Source organism: Bacteroidota bacterium (assembly GCA_016718825.1).
Classification (GTDB): Bacteria; Bacteroidota; Bacteroidia; order J057; family JADKCL01; genus JADKCL01.
In genome coordinates, this window is sequence record JADKCL010000002.1 from 276,841 (window position 1) to 296,796 (window position 19,956).

Annotated in this window: 17 protein-coding genes and 1 pseudogene; 8 read left to right on the forward strand and 10 right to left on the reverse strand. The window is 51.3% G+C overall.

All coding sequences use genetic code 11. From position 1 onward, the window contains the following. The first annotated feature begins 36 nt into the window (after window positions 1-36). Both IPN95_03265 and IPN95_03270 read left to right on the forward strand, forming a co-directional pair. On the forward strand, window positions 37-594 hold the full coding sequence (locus IPN95_03265) for a hypothetical protein (protein ID MBK9448435.1): 558 nt from the start codon (window positions 37-39) through the stop codon (window positions 592-594). Window positions 595-699: 105 nt separating this feature from the next. Beyond that, window positions 700-906, forward strand: coding sequence for a hypothetical protein (locus tag IPN95_03270; protein ID MBK9448436.1), 207 nt, complete (start codon window positions 700-702; stop codon window positions 904-906). Window positions 907-913: 7 nt separating this feature from the next. Here the strand turns inward: IPN95_03270 and IPN95_03275 are convergent, their stop codons facing one another. The 3 genes from IPN95_03275 to IPN95_03285 form a co-directional block, all read right to left on the reverse strand. Further along, a complete protein-coding gene (locus IPN95_03275; GenBank protein ID MBK9448437.1) occupies window positions 914-1,987 on the reverse strand; it encodes an NAD(P)-dependent glycerol-3-phosphate dehydrogenase in 1,074 nt (357 codons plus the stop codon). Further along, window positions 1,980-3,671 carry a 1-acyl-sn-glycerol-3-phosphate acyltransferase gene (locus IPN95_03280; protein MBK9448438.1) on the reverse strand — a complete coding sequence of 564 codons (1,692 nt, stop codon included), beginning with the start codon at window positions 3,669-3,671 and terminating at the stop codon, window positions 1,980-1,982. Before IPN95_03280 ends, IPN95_03275 begins: the two co-directional genes overlap by 8 nt. A gap of 76 nt (window positions 3,672-3,747) precedes the next feature. Beyond that, on the reverse strand, window positions 3,748-4,371 hold the full coding sequence (locus IPN95_03285; protein ID MBK9448439.1) for a glycoside hydrolase family 19 protein: 624 nt from the start codon (window positions 4,369-4,371) through the stop codon (window positions 3,748-3,750). Here IPN95_03285 and IPN95_03290 point away from each other — a divergent pair. Next, on the forward strand, window positions 4,325-4,501 hold the full coding sequence (locus tag IPN95_03290; GenBank protein ID MBK9448440.1) for a hypothetical protein: 177 nt from the start codon (window positions 4,325-4,327) through the stop codon (window positions 4,499-4,501). The genes IPN95_03285 and IPN95_03290 overlap by 47 nt on opposite strands. A 131-nt stretch (window positions 4,502-4,632) precedes the next feature. Here IPN95_03290 and trxB read toward each other — a convergent pair whose 3' ends face one another. Then, window positions 4,633-5,583: a thioredoxin-disulfide reductase gene (gene trxB, locus IPN95_03295; protein ID MBK9448441.1), complete on the reverse strand. Its 951-nt coding sequence runs from the start codon at window positions 5,581-5,583 to the stop codon at window positions 4,633-4,635. Window positions 5,584-5,768: 185 nt separating this feature from the next. Here trxB and IPN95_03300 point away from each other — a divergent pair, with 185 nt between their 5' ends. Next, the gene (locus IPN95_03300) at window positions 5,769-7,265 is read left to right on the forward strand and encodes a glycosyltransferase family 39 protein (GenBank protein ID MBK9448442.1); all 1,497 of its coding nucleotides are present in this window, start codon (window positions 5,769-5,771) and stop codon (window positions 7,263-7,265) included. A 150-nt stretch (window positions 7,266-7,415) separates the two neighbouring features. On the opposite strand, the gene IPN95_03305 is transcribed toward IPN95_03300, so the two are convergent. The 4 genes and pseudogenes from IPN95_03305 to IPN95_03320 form a co-directional block, all read right to left on the reverse strand. Continuing rightward, window positions 7,416-9,596 (reverse strand): hypothetical protein, encoded by a 2,181-nt coding sequence (locus IPN95_03305; protein ID MBK9448443.1) that lies wholly within the window; start codon window positions 9,594-9,596, stop codon window positions 7,416-7,418. 8 nt (window positions 9,597-9,604) lie between these two features. Further along, on the reverse strand, window positions 9,605-10,138 hold the full coding sequence (locus tag IPN95_03310) for a T9SS type A sorting domain-containing protein (protein ID MBK9448444.1): 534 nt from the start codon (window positions 10,136-10,138) through the stop codon (window positions 9,605-9,607). A gap of 166 nt (window positions 10,139-10,304) precedes the next feature. Then, window positions 10,305-11,402, reverse strand: a complete 1,098-nt coding sequence (locus IPN95_03315; protein MBK9448445.1) for a dicarboxylate/amino acid:cation symporter — start codon at window positions 11,400-11,402, stop codon at window positions 10,305-10,307. Between the two features lie 30 nt (window positions 11,403-11,432). Continuing rightward, a pseudogene (locus IPN95_03320) lies at window positions 11,433-11,645 on the reverse strand (cation:dicarboxylase symporter family transporter). A gap of 378 nt (window positions 11,646-12,023) precedes the next feature. On the opposite strand from IPN95_03320, the gene IPN95_03325 reads away from it, so the two are divergent. After that, on the forward strand, window positions 12,024-13,772 hold the full coding sequence (locus IPN95_03325) for a neutral/alkaline non-lysosomal ceramidase N-terminal domain-containing protein (GenBank protein ID MBK9448446.1): 1,749 nt from the start codon (window positions 12,024-12,026) through the stop codon (window positions 13,770-13,772). Window positions 13,773-13,775: 3 nt separating this feature from the next. Further along, window positions 13,776-14,969: an amino acid deaminase/aldolase gene (locus IPN95_03330; GenBank protein MBK9448447.1), complete on the forward strand. Its 1,194-nt coding sequence runs from the start codon at window positions 13,776-13,778 to the stop codon at window positions 14,967-14,969. A 223-nt stretch (window positions 14,970-15,192) separates the two neighbouring features. Here the strand turns inward: IPN95_03330 and IPN95_03335 are convergent, their stop codons facing one another. Both IPN95_03335 and IPN95_03340 read right to left on the reverse strand, forming a co-directional pair. After that, window positions 15,193-16,638: an aspartate aminotransferase family protein gene (locus IPN95_03335; protein MBK9448448.1), complete on the reverse strand. Its 1,446-nt coding sequence runs from the start codon at window positions 16,636-16,638 to the stop codon at window positions 15,193-15,195. A 48-nt stretch (window positions 16,639-16,686) separates the two neighbouring features. After that, window positions 16,687-18,126, reverse strand: coding sequence for a membrane dipeptidase (locus IPN95_03340; protein MBK9448449.1), 1,440 nt, complete (start codon window positions 18,124-18,126; stop codon window positions 16,687-16,689). 349 nt (window positions 18,127-18,475) lie between these two features. Here IPN95_03340 and lysM point away from each other — a divergent pair, with 349 nt between their 5' ends. Continuing rightward, window positions 18,476-18,925, forward strand: a complete 450-nt coding sequence (lysM, locus tag IPN95_03345) for a peptidoglycan-binding protein LysM (protein MBK9448450.1) — start codon at window positions 18,476-18,478, stop codon at window positions 18,923-18,925. A gap of 67 nt (window positions 18,926-18,992) precedes the next feature. Next, on the forward strand, window positions 18,993-19,955 hold the full coding sequence (locus IPN95_03350; protein MBK9448451.1) for an ABC transporter substrate-binding protein: 963 nt from the start codon (window positions 18,993-18,995) through the stop codon (window positions 19,953-19,955). Window position 19,956: the final 1 nt, after the last annotated feature.

Consider the following 19,956-nt stretch of genomic DNA (forward strand, 5'->3'; position numbering starts at 1 on the left):
AATAGAATCAGATCACTGAATTGACGCATTTGACGCATGGAGGGGCTAATTTTGAAAGAAAGGTTGGAGGAATTGCTGCTGGAGGAGCATTCTCGTGCGCGAACCGACGAGGTAGCCAACTTGATCGGCGGAGATGCTGACCGGTTTGAAATCGCGTGGGAAATTTTCTGCAATAGCGCACCACCCCTTCCGCAACGCATGGCTTGGGTGATTTCCGTGGTAGCAGATTTGCATCCCGCGCTTGCGTCGCGTTATGCGTCTTCCATCGCTGCGAGGTTGCCTTTTATGCACCATCCCGCCGAAATTCGAGCTTCGTTACGCATTTTGATGTCCACTGCATTGCCAAAGGAGTCCTTGGGAATCCTTCTGAATCAGCTGTTTCCCTGGTTGGAAGATCCCAAGCAGGCAGCAGCGATCAGGGTATTTTCCATGCAAATCCTTTATGACATCAGCAATGTGGAACCCGACCTCAAACGTGAACTAGCCATGGTCATCCAATCACATTCGCAGGAGGCATCGGCGGCGTTTCGAGCGAGGGCGCGCGTTTTGCTCCCAAAATTAAAGCGTGAACTTAGGCAGATGGAGGCAAAATGATCCTGCTTCTACCTTCCGAATGCCTTCCAGATTTCTCGGTTATTATCATGACAAAATTTCGACAGTAGGATGTGGAAACAAAGACCTTTCCGCATCTAATTGGAAATGAAAAGTCGAATGTTCGCCCACTTCAAGCTATTTTTCACGATTCTCCTTGCCCTTGGCTTGCCTTTTCTCGTCCTTTTCATGCTTCCAACCAACATTCGTGAAAGCGTCGAAGCCAACTTGTCCATGTTGGTGGTCGGGATCGTTTTTTCGCTGATTGTTGGGGAACGGCATCTGCACAGGTACCTTCGTGCCCAGAAGCAATAAGGCAGAACTACAGAAAATCAACGTCAGGACCGTGCTTGTGGCTTAGTAACTGCTTGATGGCATCCTTGATCGGCACATCCTCAAACAATACCAAATGAAATGACTTGATCAATGGCGAATGGATTCCGAAATGCCGGATCAAGGCCATGGCCGTTTTTACGGTATTGACCCCTTCGGCGACCTCGTCCATCGATGCAATGATCTGCGCGAGGGTTTCTCCCTTCGCCAACCTGAATCCCACGTCAAAATTCCGGCTGAGCGGGCTGCTGCAGGTCGCAATCATGTCGCCAATCCCGGCGAGGCCCATAAAGGCATTTTTGTCGCTTCCAAACAATTCGCCGAGGCGCATCAGCTCCCGCCACCCCCTCGTGATCATCAAAGCGCGGGCATTTTCACCCAATCCCAGCCCGGTGACCATACCGGAACCAAGGGCAAGGATGTTTTTCAGAACACCTGCCATTTCGACACCGACGAGGTCATTGTTTTCAAAGACCATGAACCGATCAGAACGCAAGGCAGCCTTGCCTTCTTCAATCACTTCATTGAAGCGGCTCGCGATCACGGTGCCGGCCGGAAGGTGTTTGCTGATTTCCCCGGATAGATTCGGACCTGAAATACATCCGATCCGTAGCACACAGCTTTCCTCTGCGATCACCTGACTCATGCGTTTGACTTGGTGCAAGCCTAACTTGAACTCACGAATGTCATGGGCTTCAAATTGAGGAAGTTGCACATCGAGACCTTTTGTCCCGTGAATCAAAATATGCGCCGGCGTGAGGTGCGGCCCCATCTGCTGCATCGCATCCCGGAAGAACTTTGAAGGCAACATCGGAAAGATCAACGTGCAATTCCGAGCCATTTCTGCAAGGTCTGTGACAGCCTTGATGCGTGGATTGATCTGCTGCCCGCGGTGCAACCGTGCATTTTCAATGGCGTCGACGACTTCTTGACGGCGGGTGTACATCCATACATTCCGGTTTTCGGCCAACAGGTTGGCGATGACAGTCCCGAAATTGCCGGAACCGATCACGCCCACGGGCTGTTCGTTGAACAATGGATTGGATGTGTGACTATCAGACATATTTTTCCAAGTCAAAGCCCTTGAGACGGTTGGAGTAGAAATACAGCAAACGCAGATCCTGTGTCAACAATTCACCCTTTTTGCCGCGCAAGAGCGGCTGATTGATGTGGTAAACACCAATATTTTTCAAGCCATGCTCGATGATCGCCCGAATGTCGGTGTGCATGTGCTGCGCAAGGCGCAAGCGCCCGTTGCGCTCGAGTTCGCGCAGGCGCACGTGCAGACGATCCACCGTTTTGAGCATTTCTTCCCGCGGAATGAACAAATCCTCTTCTGGAACATTCAGCAGGCGGTAGATATCACCGTTCTTTTCCCGCAACAGGATTTGCCAGGCAGCAAAAGCCACCAAATGACTGCTGAAAACGACGTTTTCAATTTGGAAGCGCTCCAAAAGCTGTTGTCCAAGCAATCTTGTGTATTCGTGGCTGCGCTGCGGATCGTTGGTTTCATTCCCATTTGATCGGAAATAATCCCGCAGATCGAGTACACGTCCGTATTTATCGATGCTGTTTCCTTCATCGTCCAGCTTATTCCCAAAAAGGTCCATGGCCTCTCCCACCGAAAACACCATTTCGGAGCTGCTTTTGAAGAATTTCCAGGCAAAACTCAGGTTCTTTCGAATGCTTTCGGAGTCATCTTGCAACAGAACAAACTGCTCTTTCCCCTCCTGCCGCAAGAATTCGTCGATCAATCCCCTGCCTTCCAGCACGCTGTGATAGCTGATGACCAGCGGCACGATGAAGATTTTGTGGTCATTGTCATTTCCCTCGAGCAGCAATTTACGCTGTGTTTCGATGGCGGTGCCGAGCAAACCCAGTTTAAATCGGCTTTCCAGGCTTCCGCTCCGCGAGCGCGTTCCACCAGGGAAAAACAGCATATGGCCTTTTCGAAGCAAGACTTCCTCGCTGTAGGACTTCAGAACGGTCAAATAAGCCTTGTTCTTTTTGCGTCGATCAACCCGGAATGCCCCCAATCGCGACATGAAATAGGCCAAAATCGGGTGTCCAAAAAGGTTGATCCCGGCGCCGTACGTGAATGCGGGAAGGCCGAGCGTCTCGATCGCCCAGCCGATCACAATCGAATCCAAGTTACTGAAGTGCGTCGGCACGAGGATGACCGTACCGAGCTTGGTCAATTCCCGGAGTTTTTCCGTCTCGCCGACCAATTGCATCTTTTCCTGCAATTGCATCCGTTGCTTCCGAAAACCACGGAATAGCCCTTGTTGTGCGGCGTTAAAAACCCGTGAAAATCCGAAATTGATGAATTTCCGGGCAAAATTGTATGTGCCCTCTTTGAAGTCGCCTGCAACTTCGCGGGTGTAACGTTCGACAATCTCGTGCAAAAGTGCCCTTACCGCCTCCGGATCCTCATGTCCGGGTTGGGCAAGCCGCTGCAGCTTGTTGCGCACCCGCTTCCAGAATGCGGGATCGTCTTTGGGATCAACTTTCCAGGGATTTTCTTGCAGCCTTACCCGCTCCTGATAATAGATGTCGGCAATGTTGCGCAGGAGGCCGTTCCCCTTACTCAGGTGCTCAAACAATTCGTCTTCCGTGCGTTTGACCACGACGTCGATCAGCTTTTCGCGGTCCTTGGCCATCTTGTAAATGGGCCATTCGCGAATGTCCGGCACGACGGGCGGAAAACTTTTCGGGATATTCGATTCGACGTCTTGTTCCTTGCTCATCCTGCTGGTATTCAAAGCGATTGATCACCGGATATAAAGTACAACTTAAATCCTATCCGGTACACAAGAATAGCTGTCAAGCAAGCGAAAATGCCTTTTTTGCTTTTTCGAGGAAGGCCTTTCTTTCGTCGAGGCCAAGGGTGCCACCGTTGATGCGCTTGGTGATGCTGAGCACGTCGTCCTTGTCAGCGAAGGCATTGAGGTCGCGGGTGCTCCAGTACCAGCCTGCAGCGTCGACGGCAAGATCAGGCTGTGCCACCAAGTCCGGATTGTTGCCGGAGCTCAGGTCTCGCTTGAGGTAAGCACCGTATTTTTCATAATTGGCGCGGCCAGTCAATTGGATCAATCCCCTTCCACGGAATCGATAGCCATCCCCCGGATGCGTATTGCCCAAACCAGTATTGCCTTCATAGCGCAATTGCCAGGAACTTCCCTTTGTCGCGACGCCGTTCGCATCCAATGTCGGATTGGGCCAGATTTCCTCGTTGTAGCGAAAACATCCGCTTTCCTGTGCCACCTGTGCGATAAAATGACAGATTCGTAAAGGTGTATTGATGCTGTAATGCGCCAAGGCGGCGTTCAGCGGTGTAAAGTACTTGTCAATGTTCTCCTGTTTCGCAGTCGCGAACACCAATTTCAGTTGGTCTTTGGAAATGAGATCAGCCATTCTTTCTTCGTTGGTTGCCGAATCAAAATTCATGCAAATGGCAAAACAAGCCTTTGCAGCCATGAAGTTAGGGAATGTTGGAATCAATTCGGAAACCCAAAATCAATTTCCAATGAAAAATGAAATATCCAATCGTGGAGGAATCCAGGATACTGTACGGTAACAATCAGGAATTCTCTGAAAATCAACCCTTAGCCATTCCCAATCTGAGTGCCAAAAGAAAGGCTGCGAAACCTTGTATTTCGCAGCCTTTTTATCTTTTTCCGTTTTCGGAGGATTGTCCTGAAAACCGGATTAGTCCAATCCTTCTTCCTTGAGCCAGCGTTCGGCATCCAAGGCAGCCATACAACCTGTGCCGGCGGCCGTGATGGCCTGACGATAGGTAAAGTCTTGGGCATCGCCGGATGCAAACACACCTGCGACATTCGTGCGGGTACTTTTCCCTTCGGTGAGCAAATAACCTGATTCATTCATCTCCAAAACCCCCTTGAAAATGTCGGTATTGGGCTTATGACCGATCGCCACGAAAAATGCTTTGATCGGAACCACGCTTTCTTCTCCGGAAACACGGTTGCGGATGCGCATACCATTCACCTTTTCTTCACCCAAAACTTCGACGGTTTCGGTATTCCAGTAAACTTTGATCTTTGGATTTTTGAGCACGCGCTCCTGCATGATCTTGGAGGCGCGCATCGCGTCCCCGCGCACGAGCATGTGTACCTCAGAGCAGATTCCGGCGAGATAACTCGCTTCTTCGCAGGCAGTATCTCCCCCGCCAACCACTGCAACTGGCATTTCCCGGAAGAAAAAGCCATCACAAACGGCACAAGCACTCACGCCGCGGTTCAAATACTCGGCTTCGCCCGGTACGCCCAAGTATTTGGCATCTGCACCCGTTGAAATGATGATTGCATCTGCAGTGTGTTCCTCGCCCCCGTCGGTCCAGACTTTGTGCGGATGATGGCTGAAATCGACGCGCTCAATCAAGGAGTAGCGTACGTCGGTACCAAATCGCATGGCCTGCTCACGAAACTCCTCCATCATATCCGGACCGGTGATGCCCTTCGGGAATCCCGGATAGTTCTCGACCTCGGTCGTGGTAATCAATTGTCCGCCAATGTTCATGCCTGTGTACAGCACAGGCTTCAAACCGGCACGTGCGGCATAAATGGCTGCGGTATAACCTGCAGGACCCGATCCGATGATCAGGACCTTGTGGTGATTGGGGTTGGTATTTTCGCTCATAGATATCTTAATTGAGTGGGCAAATATCCTGAAAAAAGATTCAACGTTACGTGACCCAAGTCACCAAGTTACACACGACCGACGGTGGAAAGATTTGATTCGGGCAAATTTCGGCGGCAGAATCGTCGCAGCTGCGCCTGCTTTTCCTATCTTGGCACATCGATACGCTCGGAAAACATCGTTTTGTGCCGTCTTGGTTCTGGCTTCCCGCGATTTTGCTCGTGGGTTTGCGGCTGTTGCATTTCGGCGGCGAATTGGACGATCCGCATATTTGGCGGCAAGCCGACACCGCCAACTATATCTGGGACTTCTACCAAAATGGGGTGGATTTGCTGCATCCTTCCGTCTGTTGGATGGGCGCGCACAAAACCGTGATCTTCGAATTTCCCTTACCCGAGGCAATGGCGACGTGGGTGGCGAGGATCTTCGGGCCTGAATTGTTCTGGAGCCGAATGCTTTTTCTGGGCATTTACCTCGCCGGGGCAGCCTATTTCTTCAAAATCATCCGGTTTCTCCACTCTTCGAATCTTGCTGCGATTTCGACCTTGGTGTACATGATGCTGCCCTTGGGAATCGTTTATTCTCGTGCGGTGCACATCGATTTCAGTGCCGTTTTGTGTGCACATGCGATGCTGTATTATTTTCTGAAGGCGATAGACCGCGAGTCGCGGGGCTATTTCCTGGCGGCGATGATTTGTGCCACGCTGGGATTCCTGATCAAAGTGCCCTATTTGTTTTATCTGGCCTTTCCGGCGGCGGCCTACATTCATCAGCGACGCCAATGGCGTTTTTTCTTGCGCACTTCTCCCCTGCTCTTGCTGCCAATTTTGAGCTTTGTGGCTTGGCAATGGCATGTGACGCGGGTCAATGGCGCGATGCCCGACTGGACATTCATCCCCGAATACCGGAAAATGGATGATATGAAGGGCTGGTATTTTGGCCGAACGGGAGACCGCGAGGTTCTTGCGCACTGGCAATTGCTCTGGGGACGCCTCAAATACGAGATTTTGGCTGTGATCGGTGTGCCGCTGCTCCTGCTCGGCGGCATGATGCAATGGCGGAACTTCGGTGCCAATTTCATGCGGATATGGGCGGCAGGGACCTTGGTGTACCTGATGATCTTTTTCATGTTGAATGTCCATCATGACTACTATCAGATTCCCTATTTGGCACCCTTGGCCTTTTTTGTGGCTTTGCCGCTGCATGGCCTGTTTACTTTCCTTGCGCAGCGAAACCGCGTCGTCGCTGGCCTTGCGCTTACCGTATGCATTGGACTCTTCGCTTTGCAAAGCATCCGCCTGACGGAAGGGAAAAGCCTCAATCCGGGCGAAAAGGAATACTTTGGCAATTATTTCAAGGAAGACGAATTGATTTTGAATGCCGGAGCGATCATTCGCGACCATACCCCGGAAAATGCATTAGTTGTCGCCACATTCGGCGGATTGGATTGCCGCTGCCCCAATTTGCTTTATGCTGCCCGTCGCAATGGTTGGTCGATCGCCAAGCAACACCTGACACCTTCCATGATGCAACGCCTTCAGCAGGAAGGTGCTACCCATTTCGCCTTGCTTCAGATTGATCCGATGTCAGCAGAAATGGAAGCCTACGTCCAACAATTCAAGATGGAGCAGCACTTTGTGAAGGGGACGCATTGGCCGGTGAGGGTATATACTTTAAGGTAGTACCTTCTTTTTCACCGATTCCAATGCGAAGGATTTTCGAGATCATGCGCTCGCTCGAAGCCACACCGCCTTCCATCTACATCCCCACAAAACAATTCGGCCCCGAGAGCCTAAAACTCCCGGGGCCGAATTCAATTCTTGTATTCCGAATCAGTTTCCAACTACGCCCTTGATGTTCAAGGTCTGATAGTTGGCGTCGATGATGCTGATCAGGGCATTGTTGAAGCGCTTGATCGCCATCCCAGCCTGACCGGCAGCCGGCAAGTTGGTCGGTGGTGGATCGGGGAAGTTCTGGTTAAATATCGATCCGAGGAAAGGAACCTGAACGTCGACGTTCACAAACAGGATGCCGACATCGCCGTCTTGGCCGTAGTCGCCACCATCCCCACCGATGATCGTTGGCGTCAAGGTGAGCGTAAAACCGGAAATGCTCAATGGAATCGGTTGATCCAATCGTCCGCCGTCGCCGCCTTGGCCGCTCACGTGACCCGTTGCATTTTGGCCGGCATCGTAGAGGATTGGCAGAACGGAAGAGCCACCCAAACCATCCGCAGCGCCACCGCCGCCGCCTGCACCGAAGCTGATCGTGCCAAAGCCTGGGATGTTCAGAATCGTTAAGGCCACGGAACCGCCGCCGCCGCCGCCGCCAAAGATATAGCCGCCGTTGTTGTCAATGTTGGTGCGCGTGCTCAGGTGAATCGCATCTCCGCCATCCGTTCCCGGATCGCCAAATGTGCCAAAGCTGCCACCTGCACCACCATCACCGCCATGCGCCAACACGCCACCGCGGTTGCGAATGCCCACCTGCGATTGCGGATGCAATGTGCCCGTCGCAAGTGCAGGAACCGTCGCCGATGAAGCATTCACCTCGATGCCCGGCGGAATGTCCAAAACCACGCAGATGGGAATGTTGCTCGGAAGGCTCGCGGCTGTTGCCAAGTTGTAATCGGTCTGATTCGCGATCAAATTGACTTGGATGCAAGAATCAATCACCACTTGGAAAATCTGGATTTTGATCCGGTCCCCGCAAACCGCTTGAACGGCAATCGGAAACGTACCGGGTTGCGCAAATACGTCGGCTTCTACGGTCAGTCGTGATTGACCGGACGCAAAAACCGAATAGGCCGAAAGACTTGCATTCACACCCACAGGCAGGTTGTGCAACAGAAACATCGAAATGCTCTGCGGGTTTCCACCATTCTGATTGAGCGTAATCGTCGTTCCTGTGGTATCGGTTGTGGTACGGTTGATCACACCTGCGGTATCGCTCAGGCTGATGTCAAACAAGCAGTCGTCGCAGTCTTCTTGGAAACTTGCCAGCCAGCAAAGGCCGTTGTAGACCTGCAAAATGCTGTCGGTGGTATTGTAAATGACCAATCCGGTAGCCGGGGCATTGATGGCGTCACGTTGGACAGTCGTCAAACGCGTTGGCAAAAAGCCGCGGTCGGTGGCGTTCAATTCGAGAATCGCCGAAGGATTGGCATTGATGCTGCCGATCGAGACATTGCCGGTCGGACGGTAGATATCAGGGCCGTTTTCGGTCCAAACTGTATTGATAATGGTGTCACCATGAATCGCGATGCCATTTCCGGCAACAAGCAAGGATCCACCCGACAAGGAATGCGGTTCCCATTGCCCAAGGCCTTGGTTCCAGTAAATGACCTGACCGGCGGTTGGAACCGTAGCTGCCAAAGGACGGTTTTGCAGTCCGACGACGGTCAAGTTGGTCGCGCCAATCGCATCACCTGTATGTGGCGTATGCGAAAAAACGGTTCCGGTAAGCGTCAATCCGGTTCCTGCGGTATAAGTCGTGTTTTGATCATTGACGGGAACCCAGTTTGTGCCGTTCCAAGAAAGGATTTGCCCTGGGGTAACGCCGACGGTATTGACGTCGGTGAGGTCATTGAGCGCGAGGTTCACGATGCCCACGCGCTCTGCGTACAGCGCATAAGGGACGGAAATCAGCTCGGAGCTGCCCATCAAGAAGAAGTTGTTGCCGCCATTCGGGTCCATTTCGACCTGCAGCCACTGATCAGCCTGGGTCCATGGCACGTTGGAGAATGTTCCAGTGACGGGCGTACCGCGGCCGACCTTGAGGGCAAACAAGCCAAATTGGTTGGTCGTCGCCGAATGGGTTTCGGAATACTGAACCGGTCCAAAAGCGCCGCCTTGCAAGATATTGATCTTGAGCCGAATTGCCTGATTGGCCAGGATCGTGCCCGCCGCATCGCGTGCCACAGCCTGATAATTCAGGGCCTGCGGCACCCCTTGCGCCCAAGTGGCGATCGTGGTCAAGAGCAAGACTGCAAGCAGCAGAATTGACTTTTTCATATTGTGATTCAATGAATTACGTTGATCTTGTAAATGCTCTTGTGGTGGATGTTCTTGCCATCCACATCATAACTTACATGCAGGAAATACATTCCTTGGCTGATTCCCTGAAGGTCAAATGCATCTTCGACTTGACCGCCGGTGTACTTTTCCTCATAATCGCGCAGTACGTCGACGCCGCGCATATCCGTCCAATGCATTTTAACCTGCCCCGGATACTGCAAATCATAGCGGAAATTCAGTTGCGTACTCGCCGGATTGGGATAAACGACAAATTCGAAGGCATAGTCTTCGTCTTGGATGCCGACCAAGGGCATCAGCGGCTGTTGAAAGCCTTGCGTGAGGAAAACGCCGGAATTGGAGTTGAAGAAGGTCTCGATCATCGCCATTTCGCCCACGGTGAAGCTCAAGGAGGCATTTGCATTGGTATTGGTGAAGAAATCACCTGCTGCGGCCGTCACAAACGGCGTGAGCATTTGGGCCTGCAACCGGCCGATGCCGAGGAAAATGAGACAAAACAGGAGTACGTGGGCTCTTCTCATAGGCTGGATTTCCGACAAAGGGCTAAAGTTAAGTTTTTTTGAAGGATTATTCGATTCTCGAAATATCAAATCGACCTCCAAGTCCACTTTTTATCCACAACAATTGCGGCTATTGCCGTTTTTTCACGCCAAGGCCCTTCATCGTTCGTCGAATTTTGCTGAATCCCTACAAAGGCTCCGCGTCGCGAATCTCGTGTTGTGGGCCAAGTCCGCCCTCCCATTTGCTCACTGCGGAAGTCGCCAAGGCGTTCCCGACAACGTTGGTCATGCTGCGGAACATGTCGCAGAAGTGGTCGATCGGCAAAATCAGGGCGATTCCTTCCGGCGGAACACCAAACATGGCACAAGTCGCCGTCACCACCACCAACGATGCCCGTGGCACGCCCGCGATGCCTTTGCTCGTGAGCATCAACACCAACAGCATCGTCAGTTGCGTCGCGATATCCAGATGTACACCATACACTTGGGCGATAAAAATACTCGCGAAGGTCATGTACATCATGCTGCCGTCGAGATTGAAGCTGTACCCAAGCGGCAAAATGAAGCTCACAATCTGGTTTTTGCAGCCAAATCGTTCCAATTCTTCGACCATTTTCGGAAAAACAGCTTCGCTGCTCGTTGTGCTGAAAGCAATCGCCATCGGATTCATGATGCGTTTGATCAACTGACCGAGGCGCTTGCCCAGAATCAGGTATCCGACGAGCAACAAAACGACCCACAAGGAGGCGATTCCCAATAGGAATGCGCCAAAATACTTCAGATAGACCACGACGATACTTTCCAGTCCATGGACGGCAACGGCGGCTGTGATCGAACCAAAAACACCGATTGGCGCGAAATTCATCACATAACCGACCATTTTCAGGATGATGTGAGCAAGCGAATCCAAGGCCAAAATCACGGGTTTGGCACGTTCGCCGATTGCGGAACAAGCCATTCCAAAGAAAATGGAGAAGATGACAATCTGCAGAATCTCATTCGTCGCCATCGCCTCCACGATGCTCTTTGGGAAAATGTGCGTGACAAATTGTTCGACATTAAAGCCTTTGTCCTTGTCTGCCAACACCTTTTTCAAGTTGATGCTGTCTTGTTTTGCCTTTCCCACGAGGGGTGCTGCGGGCAGCGGAATATTGCTTTTTGGGGCATCCATTGCCGTCAGCGACTTCGAAATGCTGTCCCCCGACAGGCTATCAACAGCAGTCGAATCCAATTTGGCAGTCACTGGAGCAGGTTTTGCGGGTACCTTTTCGGCTTCCGACATCATGGCAGCATGTTCGTCCGTCACTTCAAATCCGGCACCGGGCTGCAACAAATTCACCCAAAAAAGGCCGATCAACAGCGAAACCAAGGATGCTGAAACAAACCACAACATGGCCTTCCCTCCGACCCTGCCGACCGTTTTCAAGTCCCCCAACTTGGCAATTCCGACCACCAATGTCGAAAACACCAAAGGCGCGATGACCATCTGCACCAAACGCATGAAGATCACAGAGAGCAACTTCAGGTTAGGCTCTATTTTGGCAATCGATTGATAATCAAGATTGCGGTTGAGCAAATACCCGACACCGATGCCGACAAGCATCGCGACAAAAATGATCAGGGTAAGCAGATTGCTTCTTTTTTTCATGCCACGCTTCTTTTGAATGCGAGAAAGTTAGGCTTTTTTTCTTCCCGACCGACAAACCGGGTCAACGAAACGCCTCAAGGAATTTGATCGGATTGTCGTCTTTCAGGCATGAAAATTCGCAAGAATCCCCTATTTTTGATTGCAGGGAAACATTCTTCGGGAATTGAATGTTCCCATATTTGTAGATTGTTCGAATTCAATCGCTTGGGGCTTAACGTTGGGGTACCCGGGAAATCAATGTAGTCAATTTTTGCGTCCATGTTGGAAGTAGGTGCAGCACAAAAAGACATTACCGCTTTCAAGGCGGGAATCGGGATGATGGGTTACGGGATGCACTTCAATGTCGTGCATGACATCGAAACCCCGTTGTTGGTGAGGGCTTTTGTCTTTCGCCATCCGGAAACCGGACGAACAGCGGCCTTGGTGGTCGCAGACATGGCATTTATTACGGACTCGGTGAAACGTGGTGTGGTGAAGCGGCTTGAGCGCAAGCATCCTGAATTTGGCCTTCATGAGGAAAACATGCTCCTCAGTGCGCAACATACGCACAGCGGCCCCGGCGGCTACAGCCATTATGGCCTGTACAACATCACCATTCCCGGATTTGTCCCTGAAGTCTATCAGCAACTCGTGACCGGCATTTCGGATGCCTTGATCGAAGCTTGGGGAAAGCTGAAGCCCGCGAAGATCCGCTTCAATACCGGGGAATTTGAGCCGGAAATTCCGGTGGCATTCAACCGGTCAATGAAAGCCTTTCTCCGAAACCCGGAGGCAGCAGGTTTGACCGAAAAAGACAGCCACCTTGCCATTGACCGTGAAATGCGCATGCTGCGATTTGACGGCTTGGACGGAGAAAAAATCGGCGCCGTGAATTGGTTTGGTGTCCATACCACCTCCGTTCACAACGACAATCACAGCCTTTGCTGGGACAATAAAGGCTACGCCGCTGACTTTTTGGAAAAGGACATCCGGCAGACGGAAAATGGCGAAGCTTTCATCGGGGCCTTTGCGCAGGGCGCTGCCGGAGACGTGACCCCTAACTACGTTTGGGACAAAAAGAAAAAATGGACGCGCGGACGGTTTGAAAATGACTTCGAAAGTGCCCGTGACAATGGAAAAATGCAATATGAGAAGGCCAAGGAAGTTTACGAAGGCGCTTTAGACGGACATTTGGTTCAAGGCGGATTGGATTGGGGACAATTGCATGTGAATTTCGCCAATGTGCAAGCAGATCCGGAATTTGCCTTTGGCAAAACGGATGCCCGCACGGATTCCGCCTGTCATGGCCTGGCCTTTTTTGCTGGAACGACCGAAGGCCCTGGAATGCCGCCCGTCGTGAAAGCCGTTGCGAAATTTGCATCGGTGGTGGTAAAAGGCTACGAATTCGCCACACTTCCTTTTCGCAAGAAGTCCTCGCGGTTGGAAATCAAGCAGAAGTACTTCCTGCAAGGCAAGAAAAACATCATTGTCGAGGCAGGCAATCGCCGCATTTTGGGAACAGGGCACGTCAAGAAGCTGATCGTTCCTGGATTTGCTGATCCGACCATCAAATTTTTCAAAGTGCTCCATCCCAAGGGCTGGGAAGAGGACAAGCCTTGGACGCCCCACATCCTGCCGCTTCAAATCCTTGTTTTGGGCGATTTGGCCTTGGTGGCAATTCCGGGAGAACCGACGACCGTCGCCGCACGGCGCATTCGTAAAGTCGTTGAGGACACGATGCTTTCGCATGGCATCCATCAGGTTTTGATTTTGCCCTATGCGAATTCCTATTGCGGATACATCACAACCCACGAGGAATATCAGCAGCAGGCCTACGAAGGCGGGCATACCGTTTACGGGCACTGGACACTGGCTGCATTCCAGACGAAATTCAAGCAATTGGCTGCAGAAATGGTCAAAAAGGCCGACTACCGCGAATTGCAGGGCGATGGAATTCCACCGGAATTTACGGCCGAAGAACTGGGACGCCGCACCCACGACAGTAAGTTGCGCTCCCCTAACGGCTAAAAAGTGAAGGCAGCAACCTATCAAGAATACCGGACGGCATTTGCCGGAACCTCACTCCCATTTGCATGGCTGGACCTGAACCGATTGGAAGCCAATGCAATAGCCATTTCCGCTCGGGCGGGCGACAAAAAAGTGCGCATCGCCAGCAAGTCGGTCAGAAGTGTGGAAGTCCTGCGCATGATTTTTGCGCTTAGCCCAAAATTTCAAGGCCTGATGTGTTTTACCGGTCCTGAAGCGGTCTGGCTAAGCCAAACGGGCTTCGACGACTTGCTGATTGCCTATCCTGTTTTCCAAAGGGAGCAGCTTGCAGCCATCTGTGCCGAAGTCAAAAAGGGCAAGAAATTGATCTGCATGATTGATTCTGCGGAACATGTGCGTCAGTTGGATGCTGTTGCTTCAGCTTCGAATGTCATTCTTCCGGTTTGCATTGACCTGGACATGTCCATCGACCCGCCGGGAATCCATTTCGGAGTTTACCGTTCGCCGATCAATTCCGTCGAAAAGGCGCTTGCCTTGCATGCCGACATCAAACAAGCGAAACACCTCCGATTGAATTCATTGATGGGTTACGAGGCACAAGTTGCAGGTCTCGGGGACCGTATTCCAGGACAAAAGCTGAAGAATATCGTCATTCGGATGCTCAAACGGCGCTCCATCAAGCTCGTCGCAGCGCGCAGGAAAGCCGTTGTAGAAGCTCTAGTCAAGGATGGCGCCCAACTCGAAATCGTCAATGGCGGGGGCGTCGGCAGCATGGAATTCACACGTGATGAAGCCGTTGTCACCGAAATTGCGGCAGGTTCGGGCTTTTTCCAGAGTCACCTGTTTGACTACTACGACAATTTCCGGCATGAACCTGCTGCGGGATTCGCCGTCGAAATCGTCCGTCAACCACAGCCAGGAATGTGGACCTGCCATGGTGGCGGCTACATTGCCTCCGGCTCCATTGGACAGGAAAAGGTTCCGCTCCCCTATTTGCCGGTCGGTGCCAAGCTTCATCCTAACGAAGGTGCGGGCGAAGTTCAGACGCCCATTGTGTACGGAGGCCCCGAGAAATTGCAGCTCGGCGATCCCGTTTTCTTCCGCCACAGCAAGGCCGGGGAACTTTGCGAGCGATTCAACCAACTAGTGCTTATCAAGGACGGCAAAGTCAACGGTGCAGTCAATACTTACCGAGGCGACGGGAAATGCTTCTTATGAATGGAGAATTTAGAATGGAGAATGGAGAATGGTGTACTGAGCGGCCAATTCCAAGCACATAACTAAAACCCGAAGGCGGACCGCCTCGAAGAATCAGCGAAGCACGCGGGAAATTGAGATTTCCTGGGCATTCGGACACTTCAATGGCAAGACCTTAGCGTAACCAGAAACGTCTCAGTCCCAATTTCTCATTTCTAATTTCTAATTTCTAATTTTCATTCCCTTACTCCAAGGAATAAAACCCATGCAATGCATTGCGCACCATGTCGAGCAGGTCGCCGGATCCTGACAGTGCGCCCATCATGCCATACATGGCAGCAGAGCGGCTGTGTCCGAGTTTAGGCGGCTTGCTGCTGCTGTTGTTGGACAGCTTTTTGAACATTCCATCCGGCATGACTGCCCTGACGCCTTTGAATGCCGAAACCTGTGCCTTGGCGGCGACTTTGCTCCAAGAGAATCCTTCCAATTTCTCAACGGCTTTTTGCAGATCGACCAAGAAGTCATCGGCAACATCAGCATGCACCTGAGAAATCGTCAAATGGAGGCTGTCCGGAAGTTGCTGCCGGTCAAAATGCCAGCCCATCATGTGAAGTTCGTCACCCAAAACGTGAATATTCAGGTTATCTGAAGTGAAGGCGACAATGCTCATATCAGGATCCCCAATGACGCTGAGCGATGGGATCGCCGCTATTCCGGCTTTGATTTTTTCCGTTGCCATCATCGAGCGTTTGGCCATTTCCATGTAGCCATTCATGCCGATCGTATTCAAAGCGGCCCATGCCGCCGCAATTGCGCCACCAGGACGCGTACCCAGCATGGTGGTGCTGCCGTAAATTCCGCCGGGCCATTCCGTGTAAACGTAAAATTGATGCTTCCGGAGCTCTGCGTTGCGGTACAGAACCACGGAAGCGCCCTTTGCTGCGTAGCCATACTTGTGCAAATCCGCCGACATCGACGTTACGCCGGGTAGGGTAAAGTCGTAATCTGGAACGGCATAACCCAGTCTACGGACAAACGGAAGCATAAATCCGCCGACGCAAGCGTCTACATGCAGCAAAAGGCCTTTTTCCAGCGCCAAGTCGCTCAGATCGCGAATCGGATCCACGACGCCATGCGGATAGCTAGGCGCCGAACCGACGAGCAAAATCGTATTCGGATTGATTGCCTTGCGTACCGCAGCCATATCCACACGGTAATCCGGGCCTACAGGAATGGAAACGCCCTTGATTCCAAAGTAGTGAAACGCCTTCTGAAACGCTGGATGCGCTGAAATCGGGACGATTACCTCAGGCTCCTTGATTTCGGGCTTGTGTGTTTTGGCCCATTCACGTGCCGTCTTGACTGCGAGCAAGATGCTCTCGGTTCCGCCGGAGCTCATCGTGCCTTCGATCGAATCCCCACCATTGAACAAACTTGCGCACATGGCGACCACTTCAGATTCGAAGCGGCGAAGGCTCGGAAATGCAGAGGGATTGAGTGCGTTCTCAGAAAAAAACATGTTGTAGGCCTCCTGAATCAAGGCCGCACGTTCATCGCCAGGATGGTATACAAGGCAAAATGCTCTGCCATTCTTCCATTCTGTGTCGTGCCCGCGGGAAGCCTTGAGATGTGCGAGCAAGGCGTTGCGGTCGATTCCTGACGTTGGTATTTTTGTTTCTGACTTTGTCATTAAAGTATTGCTTTTGAGTGAGGTGATCAATGAATTGTGAATGAAGGGTTAGAAATGATTCTCCAGAAAATTGAGGGCATTCTTTTGCATCAACTTTTGCACCATTTCTTCGGGTTCGTAGCCATACCAGAGTTCCTGACCAAAGCGGGTGCGCTTTAGGTAATCGACCAAGTCAATCTTCAAATCGGGAAGGCAAGCAGCTTCGGGATACATATCTATATGTGTGATCAAACCATCATAATCGGTTCCAAGCGCCATGAGATCCCATCCACGTTTGTCGCCGACAGCGTCCACCATTTGGAAGATGTTTTGGGCTATGAGGTGGAGAAGGGCATCTTTCTGACCATTCAAATCCTGCAAATTTTTGATTTCCTGAAGCTTGATCTGACTTGCAAGCAAACCTTTGTCCACCATGATCCCGATGAGACCGCCCGTATCAGCGATAATGTTGACCTCCTCATCACTGAGATTGATCGCCCAGTTGTTGAAGCTGGATTTTTTCATTTTCCGGGGCTTGTCTTTCCTCCGCGCACTTGCCTTGATCGTTTTATAGGCGCTCATGCCGGTATGACTACAAACAATCGGAATTTGATCATTGGAATTCAAGCGATTGTGGCTTTCCAGCATCTTGTAATATTCCTTTCGTGCCTTGATGCTCATGTGTTTGATGTCAATCAAGACGCGGCGTCCGTTGTCTTTGGCCAACAATTCATGCATCACCTTCCAACCGAGTGGCGTAATCCCTTCATTCAGACCCTTTTTTTGATTCAGGATCTGGTACAGGCCAGGCTTCAGGCTACGGGTGTGCCCGGTAAGCTCATTGTAAAAGTGATGGGCAAGGTTGATGAAAAATGGCGCAGCTTTCCAAGACTTGATCGTGCCGATGTTTTCGATCAGTTCCCTTTCCGTAGCAAGTTTGCTTCCTTTTTTCTCCGGAAGCCCGCAATTCAGCGCATGGGCCCCTTCGATCGTCACGACCACCGCGATGGTATTGGGATCGCTGTTCACGATGGTTTGCAATTCCTTCCAATTCCCAGCCAATTTATAGCTGAATTGCCCATCCGGCGACTGTCCTTGCCCTTTGCTCAGGAAGCCGTATTGCCCCATCAGTTCTTGGAAATAATTACTGTTTTTGCGCAGCGCCCCCATCTGATTGCCGTCATATCCGGTTACGGCCTGCAACAGCATCTCCGCATTTTCCTTACCCAACATGGCCGTGGGCAGCTTCCGAAGGTTGAGAAAGCCCTTTTCGAATGGATAAAGCGAATCAAACACCACGCGTACATTGCCGGCAGCATAGTTGTAAAGGTTGGCCTGCGAATGCCGGGCAATTTCCCTGGTCTTGAGTCTTGCCCATCGACCGATCTTGCTGTCCAACGTAGGATTATGGGTTTTTTCCCAGAGATTCCTTGTCCCTTCAGACACGGATGCATTGTAAGCCCTGAGCGTAGGGTGTGCGTGAATGTCAATGAAAAAATCTCTCGTCATCTCAAACCGGATATTTTATAAGTGCATCTGCGTCCATCAACGGACACTGGGGTAAAAGGCGATTCAACCACTGTGGATTTTTGTCTGACGGTCCCCTCCTCCTGTTCAAACGCTCCCAGTCATACTTCTACAAAATTCATGCAAGAGATATTACGAAACAAGAAATATTTGATCCTCGATTTGTTAATCTTGTTACGTGATTGTGGTTGCTGTGGATTGTAGGCTGCTAATGCAGGTTTTCAGTCCGCAACAAATCCGGTTCCGCCTGATTATTCTTGGTCAAAAGGCAATGTGAAATTCCCCTCAAATCAATATCTTTGTCTTTCCTTCACCCTAAAAATGGAATACAATGGGAGTTTTTGATTTTGCAAAAAACGCAGGCGCTCCAGCCAGCAATGCCGCCGAAGCAGCGATGAATTTGATGCTCAAAGCCAAGCTCAACGAATACAACTTGAATGTCAAGGATGTACATGTTGAGTATGAAGCCGGCGTCGTGACCGTCACGGGCGAGGCAGCCAATCAAGCAACCAAAGAAAAGGTAATTCTTGCTTTGGGCAATGTCAACGGCGTGAGCAAGGTTTACGACAACATGACCGTGTTCAAAAAGCCGGAGGCAGTGGCCCCTGAACCTGAAGCGCAATTCTATACGGTGGTTTCCGGGGACACCTTGAGCAAGATTGCCAAGCATTTCTACAAGGATGCCATGAAATATCCGGTGATTTTTGAGGCCAACAAGCCAATGCTCAAAGATCCCGACAAGATTTACCCCGGGCAGATGCTGCGCATCCCTGAACTGTAAGTTTTGATTGCGAAGAAAAATTTGAAAATGGGGAATATAACCGTTCCCCTTTTTCCGTTAATAGAACATGAAGCATTCTAGAAAAATGGCCAATATTCGGTTTCTCGTGGGCAGGAGTATGGTTCTAGCCTGTTTGGTGGGCCTTTTTTTGTCCTCCTGCAGCAATCCAAAAAAGGAATTGGTAACCAATGCTCCGTTGATTTCGCAGAATTTCAAGGACGACTACGGCAGAAACATCGTTTTGTCTCGCGTTCCGACAAGGGTTGTCTCACTGGCCTCCAACATCACAGAGACAATCTTTGCGATTGGCGCCGAGAAGCGGCTTGCCGGAATCAGCCATGACAGCGATTTCCCTAATGCGGCCGCAAGCCTCCCCTTTGTGATGACCTATCCCGATTTTGATCTCCCGGGCGTGGTGGCCCTCAATCCCGATCTTGTTTTGGCCTCGACTGAAATTCACGATTCGCGCATCACTGACTTTTTTGATCGCTACAAAATCAACCTTCATTTCCAGGACTACCCTGATCTCGCGGCGGTATTTGAAAGCATTCGTGAAATCGGCCAAATGTTGGGCGCCGAAGAAAACGCAAACAAACTCGCCGATTCCCTTGCAATGCTGACGCAAATGATTGCAGATAGCACGGCGGGGCAAATTAAATACAAGACTGCCATCGTTTTGGGGATCGATCCGATTACCGTTGTAGGCTCCAAAAGCTTCATGAACGACATGATTCAAAAAGCTGGTGGAAGCAATCCCTTCGGTATCCTTCCCGGGAAGTATCCTACGGTATCTGCCGAGCAATTCATTCTTGCTGCGCCCGAATACGTCTTGATCCCCACCCATAACGACCGTGCCTGGAATGATTTGATTGCCTTGCACCCCGAGATTCACACCAGAATCCCAGCGACGGAATTGAACCATGTCTTTCAAATGGAGCCGGAGGCGATTGTCAGGCCCGGCCCGCGCATCGTGGAGGGGCTGGCGTACATCACGCGCGTGCTGCATTCGCGTGTGAACTTGCCTTTGTGAC

Excerpts from the sequence above, each read along its gene's own strand:
- trxB (MBK9448441.1), bottom strand. The coding sequence starts at position 5,583 with ATGAGCGAAAATACCAACCCCAATCACCACAAGGTCCTGATCATCGGA.
- IPN95_03280 (MBK9448438.1), bottom strand. The coding sequence starts at position 3,671 with ATGAGCAAGGAACAAGACGTCGAATCGAATATCCCGAAAAGTTTTCCG.
- IPN95_03265 (MBK9448435.1), top strand. The coding sequence starts at position 37 with ATGGAGGGGCTAATTTTGAAAGAAAGGTTGGAGGAATTGCTGCTGGAG.
- IPN95_03285 (MBK9448439.1), bottom strand. The coding sequence starts at position 4,371 with ATGAATTTTGATTCGGCAACCAACGAAGAAAGAATGGCTGATCTCATT.
- IPN95_03335 (MBK9448448.1), bottom strand. The coding sequence starts at position 16,638 with ATGACAAAGTCAGAAACAAAAATACCAACGTCAGGAATCGACCGCAAC.
- IPN95_03270 (MBK9448436.1), top strand. The coding sequence starts at position 700 with ATGAAAAGTCGAATGTTCGCCCACTTCAAGCTATTTTTCACGATTCTC.
- IPN95_03305 (MBK9448443.1), bottom strand. The coding sequence starts at position 9,596 with ATGAAAAAGTCAATTCTGCTGCTTGCAGTCTTGCTCTTGACCACGATC.
- IPN95_03340 (MBK9448449.1), bottom strand. The coding sequence starts at position 18,126 with ATGACGAGAGATTTTTTCATTGACATTCACGCACACCCTACGCTCAGG.
- IPN95_03325 (MBK9448446.1), top strand. The coding sequence starts at position 12,024 with ATGTTGGAAGTAGGTGCAGCACAAAAAGACATTACCGCTTTCAAGGCG.
- IPN95_03315 (MBK9448445.1), bottom strand. The coding sequence starts at position 11,402 with ATGATGTCGGAAGCCGAAAAGGTACCCGCAAAACCTGCTCCAGTGACT.
- IPN95_03290 (MBK9448440.1), top strand. The coding sequence starts at position 4,325 with ATGAGATCAGCCATTCTTTCTTCGTTGGTTGCCGAATCAAAATTCATG.
- IPN95_03310 (MBK9448444.1), bottom strand. The coding sequence starts at position 10,138 with ATGAGAAGAGCCCACGTACTCCTGTTTTGTCTCATTTTCCTCGGCATC.
- lysM (MBK9448450.1), top strand. The coding sequence starts at position 18,476 with ATGGGAGTTTTTGATTTTGCAAAAAACGCAGGCGCTCCAGCCAGCAAT.
- IPN95_03350 (MBK9448451.1), top strand. The coding sequence starts at position 18,993 with ATGAAGCATTCTAGAAAAATGGCCAATATTCGGTTTCTCGTGGGCAGG.
- IPN95_03275 (MBK9448437.1), bottom strand. The coding sequence starts at position 1,987 with ATGTCTGATAGTCACACATCCAATCCATTGTTCAACGAACAGCCCGTG.